This window comes from Bradyrhizobium sp. (assembly GCF_036009065.1).
In the GTDB taxonomy this organism is placed as follows: domain Bacteria; phylum Pseudomonadota; class Alphaproteobacteria; order Rhizobiales; family Xanthobacteraceae; genus Bradyrhizobium.
In genome coordinates this window covers 1-23,392 of sequence record NZ_DASYMN010000142.1, presented here as the reverse complement: position 1 = coordinate 23,392, position 23,392 = coordinate 1, and the positions used below count along the sequence as shown (strand labels likewise).

Below are 23,392 nucleotides of genomic sequence, written 5' to 3'. Positions count from 1 at the left end.
GAGCTCGTAGTTGAAGCCTTCCGGCGGCGTACTGCCAAGCGCGCGCGCGATCTGACCGGACAGCTTTACCGAATCGATCAGGTCCTTGCCTGCCATCTCGTAATCGACGCCCAGCGCGACCCAGCGCATCGCCCAATCCGGCTTCCACTGCAGCTTGCAATGCCCGCCGGTGACGGGAAGCGTAACGCACTCCCTGGTTTCCGGATCGTCGTAGGAGATCGTGCCAGCCTTGGCGTCGTGCTCCAGAATCGGTACATACAGCACCACGCCGGTGCGCGGGCAGATCGGCAAGAACGGTGAATAGGTGGATGCGCGTTCCTCGCGCAGGCTGGGCAGCATGACGGCCATCACTTGTTCAATGCGCTCCAGCACCAGCAGCAGGGTCGCGTCAAACTTCCCCGAGGTGTAGTAGTCCGTCGAGCTTGCAAACTCGTAATCGAATCCGAACGTATCGAGAAACGCGCGCAGCCGCGCGTTATTGTGGGCGCCAAAGCTCGGATGGGTGCCGAACGGATCCGGCACGCGCGTCAGCGGCTTGCCAAGGTTTTGCTCCAGCAATTCCTTATTCGGCACGTTGTCCGGCACCTTGCGCAGTCCGTCCATGTCGTCGGAAAACGCGATCAGCCGCGTCTTGACCTTATCCTCGGTAAGCACGCGGAACGCGTGGCGCACCATGGTGGTGCGCGCGACCTCGCCGAAGGTGCCGATATGCGGCAGCCCCGACGGGCCGTAGCCGGTTTCGAACAACACCTCGTGCTTCGGATGCTTCTTCAGGCGCGCGACGATGGCCTTTGCCTGCTCGAACGGCCAGGCATTGGATTGTTCGGCAAGCGCGCGCAGATCGTTCGGGTTGGCTACTGGATCGATTGTGGACATCGAGAATTCTCCGGGCGCGGAAACTAGCGTTTCAGCACCGAAATGCAAACCGGGCGAAGATCTTGTAGGGTGGGCAAAGCCATCGGACGCGCGCAGCGCGGCGGATGGCGTGCCCACCAAGCTTAATCGCTCCATCTACACCGCCGTCATCCAGAGGAGCCGCGCTCTTGCGCGGCGTCTCGAAGGATGGCAGCAGGCGCTCGTGGCCCATCCTTCGAGGCTCGCCGTGAAGAACGACGAGCACCTCAGGATGACGGCGGTATGTATAAAGGGTGGACACGGCGCAAGAGCGCCTTTGCCCACCCTACGAACTAGAACGGGCTGACGGAAAAATAGCGCAGCCACAGATCGGTGTAGCGGCCTTTTTCCCACAATCTGAACAGCGCCCAGTTCAACGATTGCCGCAGCAGGTCGTTGCCTTTGCGCACCGCGATTCCAATCCCCTCGCCGAAATACCGGCTTTCGACGAACGGGCCGCCGCTGAAGGCGCAGCATTCGCCCGAATCGGTGCCGTTGATCCAGAACGCCAGCGAGATGGCGTCGCCGAAAATGAAATCGACCTCGCCGCGCCGCAGCGCCTGCCGCAGGCCGTCGTCATTCGGATAGGAGTGCAATTCGGCGTCGGTGAACATCGCCTTGAGATACGCCTCATGCGAGGAGCCGGCGATCGCGCCGACTTTCTTGCCCTCGAGATATTCCGGGCGCACCTCCGGCATTACCGCGTCGCGGCGCGACACGAACCGCGCCGGCGCCCGGTAATACGGATCGGTGAAGTCGACGCGCTTGCGCAGTTCCGGCGTTACCGCGAGCGAAGCGATGATGGCGTCGCCGCGGTTGCTGGCGATCGCATCCAGCAGCGTCTCGAAGCGCCGCATCTGGATGGTGCAGGTGACCTTGATCTCTTCGCAGACGAGGCGCGCCAGATCGACATTGAAACCGGCGGGGTTGCCGTCAGGACCGGTGAAGTTGAACGGCGGGTAATCGGTCTCGGTCAGAAACCGGATCACGGTGAGCCGCGACAGATCGGGCCGGTCGGGCCGCCGCCGCGGATCCCAGAAGCCGGGCACCGCCTGAGGCGCCGCTTCCGACGCAGCCTTGGGTGCGCCCTGGGCACGCGCGTCTCCACCTGCCGCTACCGCCGCAAGCAGTGTAACCGCAACGATTGCGCGTAAAAAGTGTAGTAATTTCAGATTGTTAAGTGACACGGGGTGTGATGTGCTCGTTCGTCGGGCGCCCGGAATGCACGGTCTTATAGACCATCCGGCGCGAGAGGCGAGTGTCGTTTGCGTTAGGTGAGGACGTCGCATGGCCCTAGGGGACCATGTCCGCAATGGCGAGACGAAGCCCGCGTGGCCGCGCAGTGACGTGGCTGACTTCGCGTGGAGTGACGGGCCCACCTTTCTGCGTGGAAGCTTTGGTCCGCCGAGATCCAGCAACGACAATCAACGCTGCGTCGTCGATGAGGGCCCGGCCGATGAACTGAATTGTTTGCGGCGGGTGCTGGCGCCGGAGTTGCTCAGGGCTGCCGAAGCGCGCGCCAGGGAATTGGGTATCGGCGCCGATCGGGTGCTGATCCTTTGGGGCGTGATCGGCGAAGAAGCCTATCTGCAGCGGCTGGCGTTCCACACTGGCATCTCCATCGAAAATTTTTCGGAAATCGGTCACGGCGATTCTTTGCTGCGCGATCGCGAAATCCTCCAGGCTGCAGATCTCTGCCTGATCCGGCTTTGGCGGAACGGCCGCTTGACCTGGACTCTGGCACCGAGGCACCTTGCGGCGCGGACGCTCTGCCGGCTTGTCGCAAGATATCCCGACCTGACCGGGTGGCTCCGGTTCGCAGCGTCCTCTCGTCTTCATCAGTTTTTGCTGCATCGGACGGACGACGTGCTCGGCCGAGCCGCCGCGAATGGTCTGCGCCGACGCTTTCCGCAGATGTCAGCCGCACCTGCCGCCGTCAAGAGGCCGCTATGGCGGCAGCATCTGCAACACTTCAAGGGACCATTCGGCATCGCGGCCCTGATGCTGTTGCCGCCGATCCTTGCTTTGGACGCATGGAGCGTCGTGCTGGCGCTGTGGTTCCTGGCGTTTACCGGCCTACGCTTGTGGGGAAGTCTTACATCCGGATTGCCCCAGCCAAAATTGCGGCGCCTGCCGGATCATCAATTGCCGGTCTACACGGTCATTGCGGCGCTCTACCGCGAGGCCAAATCGGTCGCGTCTCTGATGCAGGCGATCAACGCATTCGACTACCCGCGCGAAAAACTTCAAGTCATCCTGGCCCTCGAGCCTAACGATCTCGCCACCCGCGCCGCCATCGCGCGGCTTGGTCCCATGCCGCATGTCCAGGTCCTGATCGCACCCACGACGGGCCCGCAGACCAAGCCGAAAGCGCTGAATTGCGCGCTAGCGTTTGCGCGAGGCAGTTTTACGACTGTGTTCGACGCGGAAGACCGCCCCGATCCCGGCCAGCTTCGCGCGGCGCTCGATGCCTTTCGCAGCTACGGTGCCGACGTCGCCTGCGCGCAGGCCAGCCTCTGCATCCACAACGACAGGGACAGCTGGCTGTCGAGCGGTATTATGGCGCAAACGCCACAAGCGAATTGAGTGGTCCCGCCCTACCTTGGCCGGATGCCAAACGAAAAAGGTAACCGATACGCCATCCACGCCTTGAAGGACCGCCGCGCCACCATGGCCGGCGAGATCGTCCAGATGAAAGAAGGCATCTCCTACCGCGAGGAGCAGCTAAGCCATCTGGACGCGGTATTGCGGGAGCTGGACCCCGAGTACAGAGCCGACACGCTCCCGCCCAAGCGGCTACGGCGGGTTAAACTGTTCGGCAACGGCGAGTTGAACCGGCTCATTGCGGACGCGCTGAGACGTGCTGAGAAGCCTCTGGCGAGCCATGACATTGCCGACGCCATTTGTGAGGCCAAGGGCTACGGGCGGGAGTCGATCCATGCCCTGACGCGGCGGGTGCGGGCGAATCTGTCCTACCTGCTCCGCAATAAGCGGGTCGTTAAGACCGGGGACCGGCTGACGGCGCGGTGGTCGCTGCCAGCGGAATGAAGAGGCCGCCAACTGAGGCGGCCTTACCGTTCTCGTTCGATCCGTTGTCCGAGTTCTAGCTCACTAATGAGCTTGCCTATACGCTCCGTAAACGCGCTGTCGCTCACACTTTTCAACAAACGCCGGGATTACTCTAACCGGCGTTCAAGTTCCTCTTTGCGGCTGAGTTCGGCCATCCGGTGGCGGTTGCCTCCCGTACATAAGACGGATGAGCGGCGGAATCGTTCAAATCTATTTTCGGTTCCCGCTGCTGGCAGCGCTGGAGCCTCAGTCAACTTGCCTATACGTGCGTTTCGCCTAGCAAGTGGGCGTATTGCGAGCGCACCGTTTCGTAGCATTCACAAGCGCCTTCACGCAGACCTTCTAGGTTGATGATTTGAATTCTCCCTCGTGCATAGTTGATAAATCCTGCGTGCTGAAGCGTATGCGCATCAACGCTGACGCTTGAGCGCCGCACGCCAAGCATTTCGGCTAAAAACTCTTGGGTAAAGTTGAGAGTATCGCTCCCGGATAGATCGCGCGCGCGCAACAGCCATCTGCACAGTCTTGACTGGACATCATGAGCCGCCATGCAAGCGGTCGATTGCTGCGCCTGTGCATAAACCGCTTGCTCATGGCGAAAAAGCAGGCTGAGCAGCCGTTCACTTTGCAAAGCAACCCCTTTAAAGGTGGCCGCATCGCAAACGAAAGCATCGCCCGCAAGTTGGACGATGGCTTGCGTGAGAGCAACCTTGCTATCCAGCGCAGCGGCGACCCCAACCACGCCGTCTTTACCGACCATCGCGCCTTCGACCATCTCACCCGTGGCAAGACCCACGACTAAAGACACCACCGCGCCCGCTGGGAACCAGACCGCGTCGATACGGTCCCCGGGGTTGAAGAGAACCGTCTTCGATTCCAGATGGACGGGCTTCAAGTGAGGCCTGATGGATGCAGCATCGCCGGGGGAAAGAGAGGCAAGAATGGCATTGGAATTCGGCATAGGTTCACTCCCGAAAAAGGCGGGAGCGTTACCGAACTCTCAGTCATCGGCGCCCAGAAAAACGGCCGACAATGAGCATCTTATACACGACTTTGATCCGACGTTCTGTCAAGAAGGCGTCATAGTCGAAATAATTTAGGCCGCTCAGTTAGCGGGCTCGCAGCATCGCCGTTTACGGAGAGGATGTTGCGGAAAGTTCAAGCCTCAAGATTGTTTCACCGGTTGCGTTCGGTCCATCCGTCACCCAAACGCTCTGCGATTCTCCCGCCCAGAACTCGCTGACAGGGGTCGCCCACACCGTTTCTCGACCGAAAAAATAAGCTTCCTCGCGAACAGCATCGATGTCCGCAAGCTCTAGGCCCTCCTCATCAAGGGTGACCTTGCCGTTCTTTGAATGGAAAAAATACCGCGCCATGCGACCGCTCCAGTTTAGGCGGGAGCGCAGGAGCGTCTCTCTGTCACCGATAGTTACCATGACGGAGCGGTGATGATCCTACAGTACACCATCCGCCCGGTTCCGGCCATAGGAACGATTCTCAAAAGGGGCCAGTCCCAAAATCAAGAGGGACCACTAACCGTCCCGAGGGGTCGAAAGGGGCCAGCACGGTCACAAGCCCTTGTAATGTAACGTCTTTTCGCCTACCGCGCGTCTGGCCGTTTCAGTCGGCAACGTGCCGCTGCCAGTACCCCGTGAAATCCACGCTCTTGCCGCGCTTCATTGCCAGAGCGGCTACGCGGGTCACCTGATCGCCATTCGAGACGCGGCGGTTATCCTCCCGCCATGAACTTTCCTGCGCGTAGCGGAGCAGATACGCGCCTGCAATGTGGTGGTGGATGCCAATCTCGGCGCGGCGCAGGCGGCTGAAATATTCCTCTGCTTGATTGGTGCAGGCACCATCAAAGCTGTAGGCCTGCGAATGGTCGATCCGCTTCATTTCAAAGCGCTCGTGCAAGCCGTCCCACGCGGCTGCTTCGTCGGCGTGAACCGTGGTGCCCTTGGCGATGCGAGCGCGGATGAATGAACCGGCTGCACTCTCGGAAGCGAACACTGCCGGGACGGATGCGCCGCCGCGCTCGCGGATGATGACGACAACCTTGCGCTTGCCGCTTTGGTTGGCAGCAAGGCGACGGTCGCGGCGGTGCTCTTTCTCATTGGCGGGCTTGACGTAGCCGCCAAAATATCCGCCGTCGATCTCGGCTTCTTTGCCTTCGCCGCCGACGACGCGGCCCTTCATTTCCTCTGCCATCGCTTCGCGCAGTTTGTGCAACAGGACGAAGGCGCACTTGTAGGAAACGCAAAGATCGCGGGACAGCGCCAGCGCCGACTTGCCCTTTACCTCATTGCAGAAGATCGCAATCGCCGCGAGGTAGCAGCGCAGCGGCAGCTTGTGGCTGGCGAACAGCGTGCCGCTCGTAATGCTGAAATCTTTTTTGCAGCCACGGCAGCGGAAACGGGGCGCACCCTTGAAGCGGCGGCAATCGTAAGCATCGAGACTGCCACAGGACGGGCAAACCGGCTCGCCATTGGTATCGGCCCAACGGATCATACGGAACGCCATTTCCGCTTCCGCATCCTTCATGGTGAAGACGGACGCCAGCGAGAGGGTCTTGGCCGCCCGGGATAAAAGGAAATGCTGTGCCATGTGCTCGCCCTCTCGTTTATGAGAGATATCATATCTGAGAGGCTGCGGCCTTGTCAACAACGAAATATCATATATGATAGCCTCAAAATGGAGGCGAAATGAGCATCAAATCAGAGGAAGAATGGGCCGCGCGGGCCGCCGCCTTCCTGAAGCATAAGCTGAAGGATACAGAGGTCACCTATGCCGATCTAGCCAAACGGCTAAAAAAGCATGGGCTGAAAGAAACGGAAGCCTCAATCGCCAACAAGCTGGCGCGGGGCACGTTTCCCGCAACATTTTTCTTAGCCTGTATTGCGGCGCTGGAACTTGAAGGGGTAGCATTGGAAGAGATTTAGCGGCGGGGGCGATGCCGAAGATTACTGAGGGAACGGTTGCGCTTGGCGGGTTGTTCGCGGTTGCGATCTGGTTTCTGGTCGGCTTGCCACTTTACTACGGACCTCCGCATTCAAGCGAACAGAAGCACATAACCGCCGAGCAGCCCGCCCATGGCACCAATACTAAGCCAGATGGCAGCGCGGCCGCGCCGTTCGTTGTGCAGGTGATGCCCAGCCCTAAATCCGCAGAGCAGCGTGCCGAGGAGACTGAGGAGCGCGAAGAGAAAAAGAGCGCCGATAGATGGTTGGTGCGCTGGACGGCGGCGCTGTTCGCGGCCACGGTCGGCTTGATCTTGGCTACCGGTGTGTTGGGTTACTTCGGGCTGCAACAGTCTCGCGACATGAAGCACAGTGTTGCTGCCGCCACAGCCGCTGTTGAGGTCGCCAACAAGGCCTTTGTCGCAGAACATCGTACTTGGTTGAAGGTATACCCTACCGCTGCTGGTCCGGTCGCGATCAAAGGCGGTCAGATACGTGTTACCGTAACGATTGAAGCCCAGAACATCGGGCAAAACCCGGCCATTGCCGTCAACTTGCACTGCAAGGTCTTTCGCTCCAGGAGTCTTGTGGTTGGGGCGGTCGAGATGGCAGAGACCGTCTCGTTTGCGAAGGGATGGGCGCGATTCGGTTCCAAAGGATTCGATCTTTTGCCGGGAGAAAAGACTAATGTCACTTTTACGATGGATGCCGGGACGGTCCCCCGGCTTGAAGAAAAAACTAAGGAGCAGATTGCCCAAGGTCTCCCTGAAATGCCAGTGATCATCGTTGCTGCGTTCTGTGTGATCTATAAATCCGTAGTGTCCGACGAATGGAGACACTCCAGCCACCTTCTTTGGATAGGCAAGGCGAACCACGGAGAATTTGATTTGTCGGGCGAAGAACTCTCGCCGAGCGAACTTCGATGCACAGTCATCCCAGGCGAAAGCTCGTTCGCCTAGCCCGATTGAAATGATACCGAAAACAGCGACCCAAGCCGCCCGCGCCCGCACGGCGCGCCTCCTCTAGCTCGAATCCTCCCTATTCATGTGAGAATCCCGCCGTTCGGAAGCTTGTGGCGTTTGCGCCATAATACCGCTGTCGAGGACGTTCGCCGCCGAATATGCCGGACAGTTCGACGTATTTCTCCCAGGCCTTGCGGCGATGCGGATGCCGTTGCCGCTGGGCGGATCGTCGAATCATTTCCGTACTGCGGTGCTCCGCGAGGTCGGCGGCTGGGACGCCTGGAATGTGACCGAGGACGCCGACCTCGGTTTTCGCCTCGCGCGCTTCGGCTACCGATCGGTCACATTCGATTCGACCACAACAGAGGAAGCCCCGATCCGGTTCAAGGCCTGGCTCGGACAGCGTTCGCGCTGGATGAAGGGCTGGATGCAGACCTGGGGCGTTCATATGCGTGAGCCAAGGCGGCTGTGGCGGCAAGCCGGCCTACGCGGATTGCTGACGCTCAACATCATTGTCGGCGGCAACGTGCTGACCGCGCTGGCGTATCCGATTCTTGTTGTGGAACTCGCAGGGTATTTCTTGTCCCTGATCACAGGCACTACGTCGGGCTGGTTCTTCGCAGGTCCGCTGGCGGCGTTGCACATCGCCACCCTCGCCGCCGGCTTTCTGTCGACGATCGCGGTCGGCCTGATGGGGTTGGCCCGCCGCGGTAATCTTCGCGCCGGGTGGGTTCTTGCATTGACGCCATTCTACTGGGGCTTTCTTTCGATCGCCGCATGGCGCGCACTGTGGCAGCTTTGGCGCGATCCCTATCGTTGGGAGAAAACGGAGCACGGCCTTACAACGAGCCGCACATCAACCGCGACGCCGCCCGCGCAGGCAAAGCATCTGATGAAACGTCGACGTGGATTTCAAAGATAACGCTTGAGATCTTTCGCCGCTTCCTCGGGCGTCCGCTTCAGATTGAACGGCGCCACGAATTTTCCGTCGCGATCCAGCAGATAAACCAGCGCGGTATGATCCATGGTGTAGTCGCCATCCTTGAGCGGGACCTTCTTGGCATAGACCCGGAAGCCGGAGATCACTTTCGCCACCGCATCCTTGTCGCCGGTCAGGCCCTTGAGGTGCGGATCGAAGCTCGACAGGTAATCCTTCATGGCAGCGGCGGTATCGCGCTCCGGATCGACCGAAATGAAATAGGCATTGACGCGGTCGGCATCCCCGCCCATCGCGCGCAGCACCTCGGAGATTTCGAACAGCGAGGTCGGGCACACGTCGGGGCAATGCGTGAAGCCGAAGAAGATCAGCGTCGGTTTTCCCTGCAGATTTTTCTCGGTGACGGTCCGCCCCGCCTGGTCGGTGAGTTGAAACGGTCCGCCGATCGCGGCCGGCGCCGTCACGCCGCGCAATCCGCCAAGCATCCACAATACAACAACCAGCCCGACGACCAGGCTGGAGGCGAACGCTGCGACGACGATAAGCGGCCGGGTAGTCCGATCCATCATGGAATTCCCTTGGATCAGATCAGAAACAGGCGGCGATGCCCGATGTGATCATCTCGAAGAAGACGGCGGTGCCATAGTGGATCCACAACACCGAGGCGCCGAGCAATATGGCCGCGACAAGAACGACGCTGCCGGCGGTGATCCCGAACGCCAGGCCCCCCAGCGGACGCGGTGCAGGCGCCGCGCTTTCCTCAACGGATGCCTGGTGTACCGTATTCAGCATCCCTCTCAGATAGGGCCAGCGCGCCCGCCGGGCAAGCGTTACCGGCGTGGCTTTAATCACGTCATGCTGAGGAGGATGTCATTGCAAGCCAGCGGGCCGCGCGGCGCGTCGTCCGATGCGCGAAGCCATCCAGAAAGTCGCGGGCGCCGGTCCTGGAAGGGCTGGATTGCCTCGTCGCAAGTGCTCCTGGCAATGACGTCAGCGCGAGACCGAAGCCTGGGCGTCCATGTAGCAGGGCTTGTACATGCCCATCAGCTGGCGGCCGCGCAGGAAAATCATCCGCGGCTTCAGCCCACCGCGCTTTGCGATCCAGCGCCGGATTTCCGACGGGTACATCGAATACAGCATCTGGGTGGCTTCGGGATTGGTCACCGCGCGGCCATTGGCGCCGAAATCCCAGGCGGCGTGAAAGCCGAGATTGGCGGCGGAGGTGACGCAAATCTTGTCGTGGGGAACGGCGCCGAGAACGATGGTGCAGGCCGAGGCGCAGAGGCCGTCGATGATCACCGTTTCGCCGGAGCTGCGCAGGCCCTGATACTTGTCCACATAGGTCCCGATTCGGCCGCCGCGGTCGTCGGCGATCCGAACCACGGCATGACCGGCCCCGACGCCCGCGACCAGCAAGACCGCCGCGAGCAACCCCGTAATGAACTTCATGACCAGCCCCAGTCCAAAACCCGTCGAACCCGAATCTGACTGTCTTGAGTGATGCAAGACATCGCCAGCGTGTTGCGAGATCACGGTTTTGTCCAGATGCCGGCAGGCGTTCAAACCAAATTCAAATCGAGTGTTGCACGCGGGATGCACTCTCGCCTGCCGGATATCCCAAGTCGGCACAAATTGCGGCAGCACAGCCGCGCGTGCACCCGTCAAGACAGTATTTGCCGTTGACCGCCGTTAAAGCGGCAGGCTTCAATCCCGTGAAGGCAGGGGGGCGAACCATGGCCGATGAGGCTGATGTCATTGTGGTCGGCGGCGGGCTCGCGGGCCTGGTGGCGGCAACGGAAATTGCCGACGCCGGCAGACGCGTCATCGTGGTCGAGCAGGAGGGCGAGCAGAGCCTCGGCGGGCAGGCGTTCTGGTCGTTCGGCGGGCTGTTCCTGGTCGATTCGCCGGAGCAGCGCCGGCTCGGCATCAAGGACAGCTACGATCTCGCGCTGCAGGACTGGATGGGGTCGGCCGGCTTCGACCGCGATGAGGATCACTGGCCGCGGCGATGGGCCGACGCCTATGTCGCCTTCGCCGCCGGCGAGAAGCGCGACTGGCTGCGCGCGATGGGCCACCGCATCTTCCCGGTGGTCGGCTGGGCCGAGCGCGGCGGCTACGACGCCATGAGTCACGGCAATTCGGTGCCGCGGTTCCACGTCAGCTGGGGCACCGGCCCCGGCATCGTCGAACCGTTCGAACGGCGCGCCCGCGAGGCCCAGGCCAGCGGCCTGCTCAGCTTCCGGTTTCGCCATCGGGTCGATGCGCTGACCTCGAGCGGCGGCGCGGTCGACGGCGTCCGGGGCGCGATCCTCGAGCCGTCAACCGTGGCGCGCGGCGAGAGCAGTTCGCGCGTGGTCAGCGGCGAGTTCGAGCTGCGTGCGCAGGCGGTGATCGTCGCCTCCGGCGGCATCGGCGGCAATCACGATCTGGTCCGGCAGAACTGGCCGAAACGCCTTGGCGAAGCGCCGAAAAACATGATCGCCGGCGTGCCCGCCCATGTCGACGGCCGCATGATCGGCATCACCGAGGCGGCGGGCGCGCGGCTGATCAACCGCGACCGGATGTGGCACTATGTCGAGGGCATCAGGAACTTCAATCCGATCTGGCCGCTGCATGGCATCCGCATCCTGCCGGGGCCGTCGTCGATGTGGTTCGACGCCACCGGCACGCGGCTGCCCTCGCCGCTGTTTCCCGGCTCCGACACGCTCGGGCAACTGCAATACATCATGAGTACTGGTTACGACTATTCGTGGTTCGTGCTGACCCAAAGCATCATCAAGAAGGAGTTTGCGCTGTCGGGCTCGGAACAGAATCCCGATCTCACCGGAAAAAGCTGGCTGATGACCGCGCGCCGCGCCACCAACAAGGGCGCGCCGGCGCCGGTGAAAGCCTTCAAGAGCAAGGGCGCCGATTTCATCGTCCGCGACAACCTTGCCGACCTCGTCGCCGCCATGAACACGCTCAGCGGCGACAATCTGCTCAAGCTCGAATACCTGCAGCGCCAGATCGAGGCGCGCGACCGCGAAATCGCCAATCCGTATGTCAAGGATACCCAGGTGATGAGCATCCACAACGCGCGCAGATATATCGGCGACCGCCTGATCCGCACCGCAAAACCGCACCGGATTCTCGATCCCGCGCACGGTCCGCTGATCGCGGTAAAACTCAACATCCTGACCCGCAAGACGCTGGGTGGCTTCGAGACCGATCTCGACTCCCGCGTGTTCGGCAGCGACGGCGAGATCATGCCGGGGCTCTATGCGGTGGGCGAAGCCGCCGGTTTTGGCGGCGGCGGCATGCACGGCTATCGCTCGCTGGAGGGCACGTTCCTCGGCGGCTGCCTGTTTTCCGGGAGGAATGCGGGGCGCGCGGCGGCGAAGGCGGTGGCGTAAGAAGCGCGCCGCCGGAATTGTATTGGCGTAGCGCGCACCCCCGCGCTAAGTATCGGCCACCCAAATTCGGAGAACAGTATGACCATCCAGCGTTTCGAGACCGGCCCGCGCATGAGCCAGGTCGTGGTTCATGGCGACACCATCTATCTCGCCGGCGTCGTGGCGAACACGGCGGCGGGCAAAAGCGTGACGGAGCAGACCAAAGAGGTGCTCTTGATCATCGATAGCCATCTCGCCAAAGCGGGCAGCGACAAATCGAAGCTGCTGTCCGCGACGATTTATCTTCCCGATATGGGCACCTTCGCGGAAATGAACGCGGTGTGGGACAGCTGGGTCTCGCCGGGGAATACGCCGGCGCGCGCCACCGTCGAGGCCGGACTTGCGCAGCCCCGATATGGCGTCGAAATCATGGTGATCGCGGCGCGGTAATGCCGCGCCAACATTTGGCGATTCTCGGGAACCTACTTGCCCGTGCCGCATCCAACCAGCAGCGGTACAGTGGTGTCGGACCCGGGTGACCATCATGCAGCCTGCGCAAGCCTCGGAAATTCCTGTCGGAACCTGCGATGCCGATCTGGTCCAACGCGCCCGCGGCCGCGACGAGGCCGCCATTCGCGCCATCATGCAGGCGAACAACCGCAGGCTTTACCGGATCGCTCGCGGCATCCTGCGCAATGACGGCGAGGCCGAGGACGTGGTGCAGGAAACCTGGGTCCGCGCATTCACCCATCTGGAGAGTTTTCGTGGCGATTCCAGCCTAGCGACATGGCTTGCCCGCATCGCCATGAACGAGGCCTTGGGGCGGTTACGAAGGCAGCGGCCCAGCGTCGAATTGAACAGCTTGCCGCCGGGCACGCTGGAAGCCCAGATCATCCGGTTTCCGCATTCGGCCGCATCCGAGGATCCGGAAAAGACCATGGCACAGCGTGAAATCCAGCATGTCGTCGAGCGCGCCATCGACGAACTGCCCGAGGCTTTTCGCATCGTCTTCATCACCCGCGTGATCGAGGGGATGAATGTCGAGGAAACCGCCAAACTTCTGAAGCTGAAGCCGGAAACCGTGAAAACGCGGCTGCACCGGGCGCGGACCATGCTGCGCGACAATGTCGAAAAGAAAATCGGCCCGGTGGTGATGGAAGCCTTTCCCTTCGCTGGCAAGCGCTGCGAACGCCTCACCGACGCCGTCTTGAAAAGACTTGAGCTCGGCGCATAATTTTCGGGAACCTCGCCGCGTCCGCGCCATCCAACTCCCTGTGTTCAACCAACGACGCCGGCGCTTCACGCCCGGCGCCACAGGAGTGTCAAACCATGTTCGTTCGATTGAGCGCGGCGATCGCCGCGGCTAGCCTGTTGAGCGGTGCTGCGCTTGCGCAAGGCGCCAAGCCGACCGATCCGCAGATCGCGCATATCGCCTACACCGCCGGCGTCCTCGATATCAACGCGGCAAAGCAGGCGCAGAGCAAGGCCAGCAGCAAGGAGGTCAAGGCGTTCGCCGACGACATGGTGCGCGACCATGAGGCCGTGAACAAGCAGGCGCTGGACCTCGTCAAGAAGCTCAAGGTCACGCCGGAAGACAACGATACCAGCAGGTCCCTGTCGAAGAATGCCGCCGACAAGCTCGCCGAACTCGGCAAGCTGAGCGGCGCGGCCTACGACAAGGCCTACGTCGCCAACGAAGTCGCCTACCACAAGGCGGTCAACGGCGCGCTGGAGACGCAGCTCATTCCGTCCGCCAGCAACGCGGAATTGAAGAGCCTGCTGCAGACCGGCCTGAAGATTTTCCAGGGTCATCAGCAGCACGCCGAACACGTCGCCGCGGCGCTGAAATAAGGACCATCACGTGATGCCGAGATGGGTTCTCCCGATTGCTGCAGCACTGGTGTTGGGAGCGCCCGCCTCGGCGCATGCGGCGACGATTCAGATATCGATGGAAAATCTATTGATCTCGCCGGCCGAAGCCACGGCAAAAGTCGGCGACACCGTCGAGCTGATCAACCGGGATATTTTCGCCCATACCGCGACCGCGCGAAACGGCGATTTTGACGTGGCGATGCCGCCGAAGAAAACCGTGACGTTTGTATTGAAAAAGGCCGGAACGATCGACTACTACTGCCGCTTCCATCCCAACATGAAGGCGACCCTCACCGTCGCGCCGTAGCCTAGCGCGAAGGCATAAAGCGGCACCCTTCGATGTTCTCGTAGCATTTCCTAGCCAGGTTGACGGGCTTGCCGCCGCTTGAGAAGGCCGCGAATGAATTCTTCGCTTGCCTCAGGCAGTGGGGGTATCGACCCTGCGGCGCCAACTTTCAGAGCGAGTTCATTTCCCGCACTCAATAACTCCTCCGCCCGCGCCACGCTAATTCGAAGCTTCTCTCCAAAGGGCCGCCTCGAGAGCATTAGAAAAGAAGACCACCCACTGGCGGTAGACAGCTCACATACATCTCTCCTGCGGGCTAGCTCGTAGGCACTCAGGAACTGAGCTTCAAGCGATTCGAGAGGCTCTTGCAGCTGCCATAGCGCTTCAATAAGAGTTGCTGTCGTGTCCAAGTGAGGCGTATTTTGCGACGGTGATTGAGGCAAGCCGCCTTTGTACCCGTTAGATATTCGCTTTAATCGGTGCGCGATTGCTTTGCTTTCTTCGAGGTACATATTCAAACGGGTGCACGACGGACCGGTTTGGGCAAGCACATCAGCTGTGTATTGATATAGATTATCCATTACGCGCTTACGCGATAGTTCGTTACTGAATTTGTAGTGCCACATTCCTTCTGAGGTGCGAAGCTTGGTGGAGTGTATGTAGTGTAGACCAACTTGGATCGCCTCATTAATTCCTGATGTTGCCGGCAAGGCAGCCTCTTTACCGGTATGCGCATCGGATGCCGCGCGGTATACTTCTTCGAGCGCTCCTACGACGAACGCCACGGTCACTGGATCAGCCGCCACATCGGATTTTTCAACTTTGTCTGCCCAATATCCGGAGACTGTTCGTGTATCAGGCCTGAGCAGATATTCCACCGCCCCTATTACAAACGGGTGCTCGACTCCATCATAATAGTGAAAGAATTGAAGGGCTGTAGCGGTATGCCTCGCGTGCTCTTGAACATCCGGATTGGGCATCCATGAGCTTCCGGGATCCCGGAGCATTCCAAACGCTCCAGATCCGCTTCTTCGTAAACCCAGATACATTCGGTAAGCTGTTATCGGCGGAAGAGATACCGAACCGGTTGTGCCTGTTAGTCCTATGCAGGCACGAGTACTAATGGTAATGCTGCCTGGATCGTTTTTGTGGCCCCAAAGGTCGGCAGCACTCTCTAGCGACGCGCCCCAAATGCCGACCGGGAATTGATCAATAAACAGCAAGAACGCCATAATTTCTTCAGGACTGCGCGGGCTTATACGTGTTATCTGCCCCCCTCGCGTCAATTGAGGAGTATCTGCAGTCTGATCTCGCGTCTCACCGCTGATTAACGGGGACGTATCTAATTGGAGAGCAGGTTTTTCGAGGAGCTTGATTTCGGCGTCAATGCGGTACCCTTGACCTCGTACAATCTTTAGAAAATGCCCGCCTTCTTTGCCAAGAGCTTCGCGCAGCGACTTGACCGCTTGATGCACGGCCGCAGGCGTGGCCTTACGGAACTCACTCGCTGGCCAAACGTTCCTGGTTAGGTCGTTCTGGTCCAAGAGTGCGCGAGAAGGTTGCTGAACCATGTAAGTCAACAGGTCCAATTGTTGCCGAGTGAGGTGGACAAGCTTATCGCTATCTTTGAAGAGAGCTCTCCTTTGGAGATCGAAACGAAAACAACGGCCATCGGCGGTGATTTCGAAGATCTTCTCGCTCATGGCATCCTCAATAGCCAAAAATCCAATGAAGGGCGATATTACCTGCTACGTGACCTAGAAATCGCCAAGCTGCGGAGGCAGATACGATCGTGATCCACCCGGCGAGATACATAGCGACCGATATTGCCGCACCTTCGAGAAATTTGGTCAGAAATCCGAATATGGTCCGCTGCATTGCAACCTCCTATTATTGGAAGGTCAATAGCTAGCGCGTTTACAGGCTCGACCCCGGAAAGTGTTGGATGGATATCTGATGGAAAATTGATGCTCTTTCGATGAATGCTGCAAGTCAAATCGCCACTTAAGTTCTTGCCACCGGCAGCAAAAAAACGAATTTGGCCCAGGTATTGGAGCGGGCGAAGGGATCGAAACCTCTTATGCAGGTTGAGAAGTTGCCGTCCCGCCATTGAAGGCGACCCTCACCGTCGCGCCGTAGTCCGCTGCTAGGCCATCGCCAGCCCGACCGCGACGCCGGCTTGCCAGACCGGATAGAGCACCGAGGCAGATCGAGGTCCAGCGCATTGTCCAGCGCCAGCAGCGCGCCGGCGACGGTGCCGATCACCAGCATTGGCAGCCACGCCGCCGGATCGCGCGGACCTGAAGGCAGCAGGCCTTTCCCGAGCGTCATTACGCCTGCGCCGACAAAACCTCCGGCAAGGCCGCGCAAATATGTCGTGCAGCTTTGGCGACATCCCCGACCTGCCCGTCGATCCAGACCGCGGCATCCACGGCGCAGACGAAGGCGATCATCGTGATGACCGCCGCAGCCGGCGCCGTCCACCATGGATTGGAACTCAGCCGCCGCACCAGAATCGCAACGCGCATCGCGAACGGCAGGCCGAGCAGCGCGATGCGGAAATTCGCCGGGCCCGCCGGCGATCCTGTCGACGACAGGCTGGAACAGCGGGGTCAGAACGCCGGTCAGCACCCCGCCAGCGGCGATCTTCAGCAGCTTGTTGCGGCTTTAGTCGGAGGAAATGATCGTATCGGCCAACCTCGCTCCCCCATTTTCCAAAGGCCATCGGACCAGCGCGCTGGTATCGCCGAATATAGCGCCAGGGACGCTCATCCGCAGATATCAACGACTTTCCGAAGCAAATTCTCCCGAACTTGCGAAAGGCAAAAAAGAAGCCGCCCCGAGGGCGGCCTCTTTCGTCACTTTGTTTCAGCGTCAGTCGCGCTCGTGGATGATGACCTTGTCCCGCGGCTCCCGACGTTCCTTCCGGATCACCACGGTCGAATCGCGGGGCTCGCGCTCCCTGATCACCGTCGTGCGGCGTTCCTCGTAGCTCGGGCTTTGGCCGACCGTTACGCCGGCACCAACCGGGCCGACGCCGACGCCGATACGGGTTTCTTGCGCGGTCGCAACGCTCGCAGCGAGGGTCAAGCCGGCCGCGGCAACGAAAATAAGTGCGCTTTTCATCGTTCAGTTCCTCAGGTGCTGCCCGACGAAATAACAGCGCACGGCAAGCTCGGTTCCGCACTTTTTTCCGCCCGACCCGGTGGAACAAATTGCAATGCACCGTCGCGAAGCTGTCTGTGTAGCAAATCTCGACGGAAAGCCAATCAACGCCACGGCCAACGAGAGTCGGCCTCGCCGGTCGATCTACCGTCACTTCAGCGCGAAATTGCAGACCTATCATGCCAGCAAGATTCCATCTTCTTGTAGAACCTTGATGGCAGGCAGAAACGATCGGGCAGGTTAGTTTCGCCAAGGCAGAAATTTGGAACTGACACCCGATCGGCTTGGTCCTTCAACGCGGCATTCCGTCGACGGGGGGAGGACGCGACGATCGAATATGACATCCGCCTCTCAGCCATTGAAGGATGCGGGCCGATAACGCCAGCGCCCAGGCTGGTGCATGGGCCCGTCGCCATTCGCCGGCCGTCGCCTTCGCTGCTTCCATCCAGCCCGGGTAGGGGTGGATGGTCCGAAGGATCGAATTGAGACCGAGGCCGTGGTGCATCGCGAGTGTGAATTCCCCAAGCATGTCACCGGCCCGCGCGCCGACAATCGTGGCACCCAGGATGCGATCCTTGTTTACTTCTGTCAGCACCTTGATGAAGCCTTCGTTCGCCTCGTCAACGATGGCCCGGTCAAGTTCAGCGAGGTCATAACGGGTCACTTCGTAAGCCGTGCCCGTCGCGCGCGCCTCGGCTTCGCTCAATCCGACACGGGCGATCTCTGGATCCGTGTAGATCACCACCGGGAACGCCTTTGTGTGCAGGTTCCAGTTCTTGAAGTTGCCAAAGAGCGCGTTCATCGCGGCGAACCATGCATAGTGACTGGCGGCGTGGGTGAATTGCAGCCGTCCGATAACGTCGCCGGCGGCATAGATTGTTGGAAGGCGCGTTCTCAGACGGTCATCGACGATCAGCCGCCCATTGTTATCCAGGAGTCCGAGCTCCTCGAGCCCGAAACCTCGCGTGCGTGGACGGCGGCCGACAGCGATCACAATACGGTCGAAAGCAATGTCGCGACCGTCTGCCAAGTGGGCTATCCGCGATTGGCCGGCCTGCTCGAACGAATGCGCATCGGCGGCGGTGATAACCTTTACGCCATCTGCCAGAAGGGCCGCACGCACCGCCTCGCTGACATCCTCGTCCTCACCGGCGATCAGTCGCGGAAGGGCTTCCACAAGTGTCGTCTCACATCCGAGCCGCGCGAAACTCTGGGCGAGCTCACAACCGACAGCCCCACCGCCCAGGATAAGCAGCCGCTTTGGCTGTTCCGTCAGCTTCCAAAGCGTTTCAGAGGTCAGAGGCTCGACATTTGTGAGCCCGGGTATTGGCGGCACCGCTGGCTCGGCTCCAGTCGCAAGAACAAGCCGCCGTGCTGTCAGATTGCGTCCGGCGACCTCGACCGTCCAAGGGTCAACGATCTTGGCCCGCCCCTTAATCACATCGACACCCAGCCCGCGATAGCGTTCGGCGGAGTCATGCGGGGCAACGCGCGCGATGACTCGTTTGATCCGGTCCATTATCGCGGCAAAGTCGGGCTCAAGTCCCCCGTTTAGCCCCAAGCGCTGTGGATGCCGGCCCTCCTTGGCCAGCTTTGCCGAACGGATCAGCGCCTTTGAGGGGACGCAGCCGGTATTCAGACAATCACCGCCCATCTCGCCCTCTTCGATGAGCGCAACCTTGGCGCGGGCGGTCGCTGCGATGAAAGCGGTTACAAGGCCTGCCGAGCCCGCACCGATCACAATAAGATTATAATCGAACCGGCGAGGCCGCCGCCAACTCTGCAACGCATTGCGATCGGTCCACCACGTACTCCCGGCCTTGGCAGCGAAGGGCAAGGCCGCCAAGGCGGCGAAAGCAAGAATGACGCGCGCACTCAAGACATCACCGGCGTTTTGTATCGAAGCAAGCTGCTGGCCTGCATTAACGTAAACGATGGTGCCCGGCAGCATCCCGAGTTGACTTACCCAGGCGAAGGTGAGGGCCGACATGCGCGTCAGGCCTGTCGCCAGGTTGATAAGGAAGAAGGGAAACACCGGAATAAGGCGCAAGGCAAACAGGTAACGGGCGCCTCCGGTCGCGACGCCTTGGTTAACTTTGGCGACAGCCTCGGGGAAATGACGCTCGATTGAATCGCGGAGAAAATAGCGGGCGGAGAGCATGGCGAGGGTCGCACCAATGACGCTTGCGAATGAGACGAGCACGGTTCCTGTCAACAGGCCGAACAAGCTGCCACCGATGAGTGTAAGAATTGCTGCGCCGGGCAGCGACAAACCGGTCACGGCCACATAGACCAACCCGTAAGAGAGAGCTGCAAGATTTGGATGCAGCCTTATCCAATCCCTCAATGCTGCCAGCCGGCTCGTGACCTCGGCAAGCTCGAGATGGCCCTTGATAAGCACCGCCAGCAGCAGGATCGCCGCGAAGAAGAGCGTTGCACCTAGCACCTTGGCGAGGCGGTGAAACGTGCCGGCGTGATCCATGCTGAATCGGCCTCCCGGTGGATCGGCAGCCATACCCAAGCGCCGAAGTGATTGGCTGGTGTACTTAATTCACTTCAGAGGCCTGAGTGTTTCTTCACGCGCCCCACAGTTGGTTCAGGACGAACAGGGCTGGCTTGAAGTCTCTGCGTGCGAGTTGAGAGATACCTTGCTGCAGCCAATCCGTCGAGAGCCGCAACTGGCCGTGCCGATTGGATCGGCAAGCGAATGCGCCCAAGAAGGGCTGCAATTCATCGAGGTGATGGGTAGATCGCAAACAACATGGAATCCATATGGCCGCGTCGTTGAATCGTTCGACAGCACCATTAGGGGCGACGATGATTCGATGGACGTTGGAGCATGGAGCTGGAGCCACATGGATGCGCCCAGCGACCCTTTGGGTCGTCGAGAAAAGCTGCTGAATATTCAATGATAGCAGCCGATCGTTGATAATTCGGATGAAACATGCTAACTTCGACCAGATTGACGTTGGTACGATGGCAACCTCAAGCCCAAAGCGTGACGCCTAAACTCTAGGCCGTCACCAACTCTGGGTAAAGCTGATAGAGTTTGTGAAGCCAATCGATGGCAGATTAGGTGTCGCCAGATGTCCGACGATTCTCATCTGGAAAAATTAGTGAAAATGTACTCGCTTGCAGCCGTCAACGCGCTCTATTCGCCAACACTTCGCGTTTCACCAGGAGAGGCAGAGGTCAGGATCCCGATATCGGAACGGTTTTTTCATTCTGCGGGCGCGGTTCACGGCTCGGTCTATTTCAAGATGCTGGATGATGCGGCATTTTTCGCTGCCAGTACATTGGAACCAGAATTTTTTGTTCTTACGACGTCATTTACGACTTACATTACTCGCCCGGTGTCATCTGGTCACATGCGCTCTATCGGGCGCGTCGTAAACAACACCAAAACGCAATTCATCGTCGAAGCAATCGCATATGACGGCGAGGAAAGAGAAGTCGCCCGAGGTTCCGGCGTTATCGTCAGGAGCAAAATTCGATTGGCAGACGTTGCGCACTACAGCACGTAACGCTGGCGGCAGGCTCGGCAACGGCGTGCGCTGCCCGGTTTAACCGGCGCGGCTGTGGTCCAGCAAGTTCCGCTCGGTGATAGCCGATTTGAAGCACGGCCGCCGTTTGCGCTGCTGTCGACTATCTTTCGGCTGTCCACATTCCGTGGATGGATGACTGCTGCATTCCGTTAAAAGGTTGCCAAACATTCAAATGGAAAACGCGGATATTCCTGTTTGGGAATGCCCCAAAATCAAAGCGTTGATGTCGTGCGTTCCTTCATAAGTATTGAGTGCTTCCAGATTGCACATGTGCCGCATGACCGAATATTCGTCAGAAATCCCGTTTCCGCCCAGCATATCCCGCGCAGTGCGAGCGACTTCCAGCGACTTCCCGCAGGCGTTCCGTTTGAGCAGCGCGGCTGTCTCGGATGCGAGAGAATTGTCGTCCTTCAGCCGTCCCGCATGCAGCGCCGCCAATAGCCCCATCGAGATTTCGGTTTGCATATCGGCAAGTTTTTTTTGAATGAGTTGATTGGCGGCCAAGGGCCGGCCAAATTGACGTCGATCCAAAACATATTGCCTTGCTTCGTGCCAGCAAGCCGTTGCGGCACCCAGGGCACCCCAGCACAATCCGTATCGGGCCTTGCTGATGCAGCTCAATGGTCCGGCCATGCCTGAAATGTCTTCGAGCACGTTTGCCATGGGAACAAAGACATCGTCCATGACGACGTCTCCGGTGGCCGAAACCCTCAGGCCCAGTTTTCCGACAATTGGTGACGTCGACAGACCCTTCATATTCCGTTCCAGAATAAAACCTCTAATCGTGGCTCGAGGTTCTGCTTTCGCCCAAATAACAAAAACATCAGCAATCGGCGCATTGGTTATCCAAGTCTTGCGACCGTTTAAGAGATAGCCATTCTCGACAGCCCTTGCGTTGGTTTTCATTCTGCTTGGATCGGAACCGTGATCGGGTTCGGTCAGACCGAAACACCCGATCAATTCACCGCTCGCCAAGCCGGGCAAATAGCGCTTTCGCTGCTTTTCGCTGCCGAATTCGTGGATCGGGTGCATGACCAGATTTGATTGAGAGCTCACCATCGTATGGAAACCTGAGTCAATCTTCTCCAATTCAAATGCCACTAATCCGGAACATACGCTGTTGATCCCGGTGCAACCGTAGCCGCTTATGGTTGACCCCAGGAAGCCAAGCTGTCCGAATTCAAGGAAGATGTCGCGCGGTGTGTATTCGCGCCTGTACATGTCCTTAACGCGGGGAGCCAATTTGTCGCCCGCATAGCTTTCTGCAGTTCTTCTGACCAACTTTTCCTCTTCTGTGAGGAAAGTCTCCAGGAAGAATGGATCGCTCCAGGAAAACTGAGTTGTGCGTCCATTTTTCATCATTGCTTTCCTTCAGAGCCAGGATCGAAGAAAACCTGCGCGCTTCCTTCACTCGAAGCTGCACGCGTTGGTGTCGTTCTTCTCCTCTCTGCGTCAGGCTGCTCGGCGAGGCTGTTAAGACCATCCAACTAACATATGGTCAAAACACTTCCTCGCCCCACGTTACCAAGTGCAGGCTAGACCGCATCAGCAACGACAGCGTAATTCGACCGAGCCAAAAGCCGATGGCTTCCTCCTGAAACCTGCTAGGTACAAGGAACGATTCCCGACGATCTCTTTATGCAAACATCCTTATTGCTTGTACCCGGCTCGAAACTGTAGCTCTGCATTGCAACATCGCCAGACGGCCACCGGACCTGGAGGGATTTCAATTCATCCTTCCCAAGGCCGACAATCAAGGGATCATGAGCCGAGCATGTGGCTCCTCCATTGGTAGCTCTTACGGTACGATAGATCTTGCTATTCGCCACAACTTGCGCGCCGATTGCATAAAAGTTTTTCGCGGTATCGTCATTCAGGTGAATCTTAACCCAATTATTGCGGTCAGCCTTCTTGGCCGTTTGGTTGATGTACAGCCAAGTCGCACCAGGCTCAAAGGTTGTCGGCGCTTTGGATAACTTATTTACGGGAGGTACCGCCAGCGGCTTTCCCAAAACTTCAACTTTCAGATTTCTCGCGGCCGGCGAATTGGAGGTGTAGCCTCCAATATGCGTGACCAACAGGTCGGCAAATCCGTCGTTGTTGAGATCCGCGGCTAGTATGCAGGCTGCCTGTTCGTGCAGTCGATAAATATCCATGGCCTTGCTTTTTGAAGAGGCGATACCGAATCCCTCATACGCCCCGACATCGTTCACATAGACGTAATCCCTCTTATGCCATCCTGATCCTGGGGACGGTCGTCGCGGTGGATTATAGTCATAGTCGATGTGATCGATATCCAGCAGACGGTACTCCAGCGTTCGGTCCTTGAAATGG

At 59.4% G+C, this 23,392-nt stretch carries 26 protein-coding genes and 1 pseudogene; 12 read left to right on the top strand and 15 right to left on the bottom strand.

The window, feature by feature from the left end:
- Positions 1 to 876 (bottom strand): lysine--tRNA ligase (locus VGP39_RS08575; protein WP_414644603.1); only part of this gene is annotated, 876 nt, incomplete at its 3' end.
- A gap of 311 nt (positions 877 to 1,187) precedes the next feature.
- Positions 1,188 to 2,024, bottom strand: a complete 837-nt coding sequence (locus tag VGP39_RS08570; RefSeq protein ID WP_327567675.1) for a transporter substrate-binding domain-containing protein — start codon at positions 2,022 to 2,024, stop codon at positions 1,188 to 1,190.
- Positions 2,025 to 2,241: 217 nt separating this feature from the next.
- Between VGP39_RS08570 and VGP39_RS08565 the strand changes: the two genes are divergently transcribed.
- Entirely contained in the window at positions 2,242 to 3,480 is a 1,239-nt protein-coding gene (locus VGP39_RS08565; RefSeq protein WP_327567673.1) for a glycosyltransferase, read from the top strand.
- Positions 3,481 to 3,942, top strand: a complete 462-nt coding sequence (locus VGP39_RS08560) for a hypothetical protein (protein WP_327567672.1) — start codon at positions 3,481 to 3,483, stop codon at positions 3,940 to 3,942. It abuts the gene before it with no gap.
- Between the two features lie 280 nt (positions 3,943 to 4,222).
- On the opposite strand, the gene VGP39_RS08555 is transcribed toward VGP39_RS08560, so the two are convergent.
- From VGP39_RS08555 to VGP39_RS08545, 3 genes are all read right to left on the bottom strand, one after another.
- On the bottom strand, positions 4,223 to 4,924 hold the full coding sequence (locus VGP39_RS08555) for a Crp/Fnr family transcriptional regulator (protein ID WP_327567671.1): 702 nt from the start codon (positions 4,922 to 4,924) through the stop codon (positions 4,223 to 4,225).
- 172 nt (positions 4,925 to 5,096) lie between these two features.
- Positions 5,097 to 5,339, bottom strand: coding sequence for a DUF6894 family protein (locus VGP39_RS08550; RefSeq protein WP_327567670.1), 243 nt, complete (start codon positions 5,337 to 5,339; stop codon positions 5,097 to 5,099).
- A gap of 244 nt (positions 5,340 to 5,583) precedes the next feature.
- On the bottom strand, positions 5,584 to 6,567 hold the full coding sequence (locus VGP39_RS08545) for an IS1595 family transposase (protein WP_327567669.1): 984 nt from the start codon (positions 6,565 to 6,567) through the stop codon (positions 5,584 to 5,586).
- A 98-nt stretch (positions 6,568 to 6,665) separates the two neighbouring features.
- Between VGP39_RS08545 and VGP39_RS08540 the strand changes: the two genes are divergently transcribed.
- The 3 genes and pseudogenes from VGP39_RS08540 to VGP39_RS08530 form a co-directional block, all read left to right on the top strand.
- On the top strand, positions 6,666 to 6,902 hold the full coding sequence (locus VGP39_RS08540) for a DUF6471 domain-containing protein (RefSeq protein ID WP_327567668.1): 237 nt from the start codon (positions 6,666 to 6,668) through the stop codon (positions 6,900 to 6,902).
- Between the two features lie 11 nt (positions 6,903 to 6,913).
- Positions 6,914 to 7,879, top strand: coding sequence for a hypothetical protein (locus VGP39_RS08535; RefSeq protein WP_327567667.1), 966 nt, complete (start codon positions 6,914 to 6,916; stop codon positions 7,877 to 7,879).
- A gap of 136 nt (positions 7,880 to 8,015) precedes the next feature.
- Positions 8,016 to 8,804: pseudogene (locus VGP39_RS08530) on the top strand (glycosyltransferase family 2 protein); the annotation flags it as partial.
- Here VGP39_RS08530 and VGP39_RS08525 read toward each other — a convergent pair.
- The 3 genes from VGP39_RS08525 to VGP39_RS08515 form a co-directional block, all read right to left on the bottom strand.
- Positions 8,795 to 9,385, bottom strand: coding sequence for an SCO family protein (locus VGP39_RS08525; protein ID WP_327567674.1), 591 nt, complete (start codon positions 9,383 to 9,385; stop codon positions 8,795 to 8,797). The pseudogene VGP39_RS08530 and the gene VGP39_RS08525 overlap by 10 nt on opposite strands.
- A gap of 22 nt (positions 9,386 to 9,407) precedes the next feature.
- Positions 9,408 to 9,671 carry a hypothetical protein gene (locus VGP39_RS08520; RefSeq protein ID WP_327567666.1) on the bottom strand — a complete coding sequence of 88 codons (264 nt, stop codon included), beginning with the start codon at positions 9,669 to 9,671 and terminating at the stop codon, positions 9,408 to 9,410.
- A 138-nt stretch (positions 9,672 to 9,809) separates the two neighbouring features.
- On the bottom strand, positions 9,810 to 10,268 hold the full coding sequence (locus tag VGP39_RS08515; RefSeq protein ID WP_327567665.1) for a hypothetical protein: 459 nt from the start codon (positions 10,266 to 10,268) through the stop codon (positions 9,810 to 9,812).
- A gap of 284 nt (positions 10,269 to 10,552) precedes the next feature.
- On the opposite strand from VGP39_RS08515, the gene VGP39_RS08510 reads away from it, so the two are divergent.
- The 5 genes from VGP39_RS08510 (at position 10,553) to VGP39_RS08490 (ending at position 14,369) form a co-directional block, all read left to right on the top strand.
- Entirely contained in the window at positions 10,553 to 12,211 is a 1,659-nt protein-coding gene (locus VGP39_RS08510; protein ID WP_327567664.1) for an FAD-binding dehydrogenase, read from the top strand.
- A gap of 78 nt (positions 12,212 to 12,289) precedes the next feature.
- Entirely contained in the window at positions 12,290 to 12,640 is a 351-nt protein-coding gene (locus tag VGP39_RS08505) for a RidA family protein (RefSeq protein WP_327567663.1), read from the top strand.
- Between the two features lie 94 nt (positions 12,641 to 12,734).
- Positions 12,735 to 13,424 (top strand): RNA polymerase sigma factor, encoded by a 690-nt coding sequence (locus VGP39_RS08500; RefSeq protein ID WP_327567662.1) that lies wholly within the window; start codon positions 12,735 to 12,737, stop codon positions 13,422 to 13,424.
- 95 nt (positions 13,425 to 13,519) lie between these two features.
- Positions 13,520 to 14,041: a DUF4142 domain-containing protein gene (locus VGP39_RS08495; RefSeq protein WP_327567661.1), complete on the top strand. Its 522-nt coding sequence runs from the start codon at positions 13,520 to 13,522 to the stop codon at positions 14,039 to 14,041.
- Positions 14,042 to 14,054: 13 nt separating this feature from the next.
- On the top strand, positions 14,055 to 14,369 hold the full coding sequence (locus VGP39_RS08490) for a cupredoxin domain-containing protein (protein ID WP_327567660.1): 315 nt from the start codon (positions 14,055 to 14,057) through the stop codon (positions 14,367 to 14,369).
- Between the two features lie 50 nt (positions 14,370 to 14,419).
- On the opposite strand, the gene VGP39_RS08485 is transcribed toward VGP39_RS08490, so the two are convergent.
- The 5 genes from VGP39_RS08485 to VGP39_RS08465 all read right to left on the bottom strand — a co-directional run bounded on the left by VGP39_RS08485 (position 14,420) and on the right by VGP39_RS08465 (position 19,995).
- Positions 14,420 to 16,051 carry a winged helix-turn-helix domain-containing protein gene (locus VGP39_RS08485; RefSeq protein WP_327567659.1) on the bottom strand — a complete coding sequence of 544 codons (1,632 nt, stop codon included), beginning with the start codon at positions 16,049 to 16,051 and terminating at the stop codon, positions 14,420 to 14,422.
- A gap of 301 nt (positions 16,052 to 16,352) precedes the next feature.
- Entirely contained in the window at positions 16,353 to 16,679 is a 327-nt protein-coding gene (locus VGP39_RS08480) for a hypothetical protein (protein ID WP_327567658.1), read from the bottom strand.
- Entirely contained in the window at positions 16,679 to 16,876 is a 198-nt protein-coding gene (locus tag VGP39_RS08475; protein ID WP_327567657.1) for a hypothetical protein, read from the bottom strand. The genes VGP39_RS08480 and VGP39_RS08475 overlap by 1 nt, the downstream gene beginning before the upstream one ends.
- Before the next feature lie 346 nt (positions 16,877 to 17,222).
- The gene (locus tag VGP39_RS08470) at positions 17,223 to 17,474 is read right to left on the bottom strand and encodes a hypothetical protein (RefSeq protein WP_327567656.1); all 252 of its coding nucleotides are present in this window, start codon (positions 17,472 to 17,474) and stop codon (positions 17,223 to 17,225) included.
- Between the two features lie 331 nt (positions 17,475 to 17,805).
- On the bottom strand, positions 17,806 to 19,995 hold the full coding sequence (locus tag VGP39_RS08465) for an FAD-dependent oxidoreductase (RefSeq protein ID WP_327567655.1): 2,190 nt from the start codon (positions 19,993 to 19,995) through the stop codon (positions 17,806 to 17,808).
- Between VGP39_RS08465 and VGP39_RS08460 the strand changes: the two genes are divergently transcribed.
- Positions 19,994 to 20,425 carry a hypothetical protein gene (locus VGP39_RS08460; protein ID WP_327567654.1) on the top strand — a complete coding sequence of 144 codons (432 nt, stop codon included), beginning with the start codon at positions 19,994 to 19,996 and terminating at the stop codon, positions 20,423 to 20,425. The genes VGP39_RS08465 and VGP39_RS08460 overlap by 2 nt on opposite strands.
- Before the next feature lie 174 nt (positions 20,426 to 20,599).
- A complete protein-coding gene (locus tag VGP39_RS08455) occupies positions 20,600 to 21,037 on the top strand; it encodes a PaaI family thioesterase (protein WP_327567653.1) in 438 nt (145 codons plus the stop codon).
- Between the two features lie 189 nt (positions 21,038 to 21,226).
- Here the strand turns inward: VGP39_RS08455 and VGP39_RS08450 are convergent, their stop codons facing one another.
- Positions 21,227 to 22,417 (bottom strand): acyl-CoA dehydrogenase, encoded by a 1,191-nt coding sequence (locus tag VGP39_RS08450; protein ID WP_327567652.1) that lies wholly within the window; start codon positions 22,415 to 22,417, stop codon positions 21,227 to 21,229.
- 245 nt (positions 22,418 to 22,662) lie between these two features.
- Positions 22,663 to 23,392, bottom strand: a 730-nt coding sequence (locus tag VGP39_RS08445; protein ID WP_327567651.1) for an ASPIC/UnbV domain-containing protein, incomplete at its 5' end; no start/stop codon positions are given.

Coding starts and splice junctions, on each gene's coding strand:
- VGP39_RS08465 (WP_327567655.1), bottom strand. CDS start 19,995: ATGGATCACGCCGGCACGTTTCACCGCCTCGCCAAGGTGCTAGGTGCA.
- VGP39_RS08500 (WP_327567662.1), top strand. CDS start 12,735: ATGCAGCCTGCGCAAGCCTCGGAAATTCCTGTCGGAACCTGCGATGCC.
- VGP39_RS08540 (WP_327567668.1), top strand. CDS start 6,666: ATGAGCATCAAATCAGAGGAAGAATGGGCCGCGCGGGCCGCCGCCTTC.
- VGP39_RS08505 (WP_327567663.1), top strand. CDS start 12,290: ATGACCATCCAGCGTTTCGAGACCGGCCCGCGCATGAGCCAGGTCGTG.
- VGP39_RS08515 (WP_327567665.1), bottom strand. CDS start 10,268: ATGAAGTTCATTACGGGGTTGCTCGCGGCGGTCTTGCTGGTCGCGGGC.
- VGP39_RS08485 (WP_327567659.1), bottom strand. CDS start 16,051: ATGAGCGAGAAGATCTTCGAAATCACCGCCGATGGCCGTTGTTTTCGT.
- VGP39_RS08450 (WP_327567652.1), bottom strand. CDS start 22,417: ATGAAAAATGGACGCACAACTCAGTTTTCCTGGAGCGATCCATTCTTC.
- VGP39_RS08475 (WP_327567657.1), bottom strand. CDS start 16,876: ATGCGCGTTGCGATTCTGGTGCGGCGGCTGAGTTCCAATCCATGGTGG.
- VGP39_RS08480 (WP_327567658.1), bottom strand. CDS start 16,679: ATGACGCTCGGGAAAGGCCTGCTGCCTTCAGGTCCGCGCGATCCGGCG.
- VGP39_RS08490 (WP_327567660.1), top strand. CDS start 14,055: ATGCCGAGATGGGTTCTCCCGATTGCTGCAGCACTGGTGTTGGGAGCG.
- VGP39_RS08555 (WP_327567671.1), bottom strand. CDS start 4,924: ATGCCGAATTCCAATGCCATTCTTGCCTCTCTTTCCCCCGGCGATGCT.
- VGP39_RS08525 (WP_327567674.1), bottom strand. CDS start 9,385: ATGGATCGGACTACCCGGCCGCTTATCGTCGTCGCAGCGTTCGCCTCC.
- VGP39_RS08470 (WP_327567656.1), bottom strand. CDS start 17,474: ATGAAAAGCGCACTTATTTTCGTTGCCGCGGCCGGCTTGACCCTCGCT.
- VGP39_RS08545 (WP_327567669.1), bottom strand. CDS start 6,567: ATGGCACAGCATTTCCTTTTATCCCGGGCGGCCAAGACCCTCTCGCTG.
- VGP39_RS08495 (WP_327567661.1), top strand. CDS start 13,520: ATGTTCGTTCGATTGAGCGCGGCGATCGCCGCGGCTAGCCTGTTGAGC.
- VGP39_RS08535 (WP_327567667.1), top strand. CDS start 6,914: ATGCCGAAGATTACTGAGGGAACGGTTGCGCTTGGCGGGTTGTTCGCG.
- VGP39_RS08455 (WP_327567653.1), top strand. CDS start 20,600: ATGTCCGACGATTCTCATCTGGAAAAATTAGTGAAAATGTACTCGCTT.
- VGP39_RS08510 (WP_327567664.1), top strand. CDS start 10,553: ATGGCCGATGAGGCTGATGTCATTGTGGTCGGCGGCGGGCTCGCGGGC.
- VGP39_RS08550 (WP_327567670.1), bottom strand. CDS start 5,339: ATGGCGCGGTATTTTTTCCATTCAAAGAACGGCAAGGTCACCCTTGAT.
- VGP39_RS08460 (WP_327567654.1), top strand. CDS start 19,994: ATGCTGAATCGGCCTCCCGGTGGATCGGCAGCCATACCCAAGCGCCGA.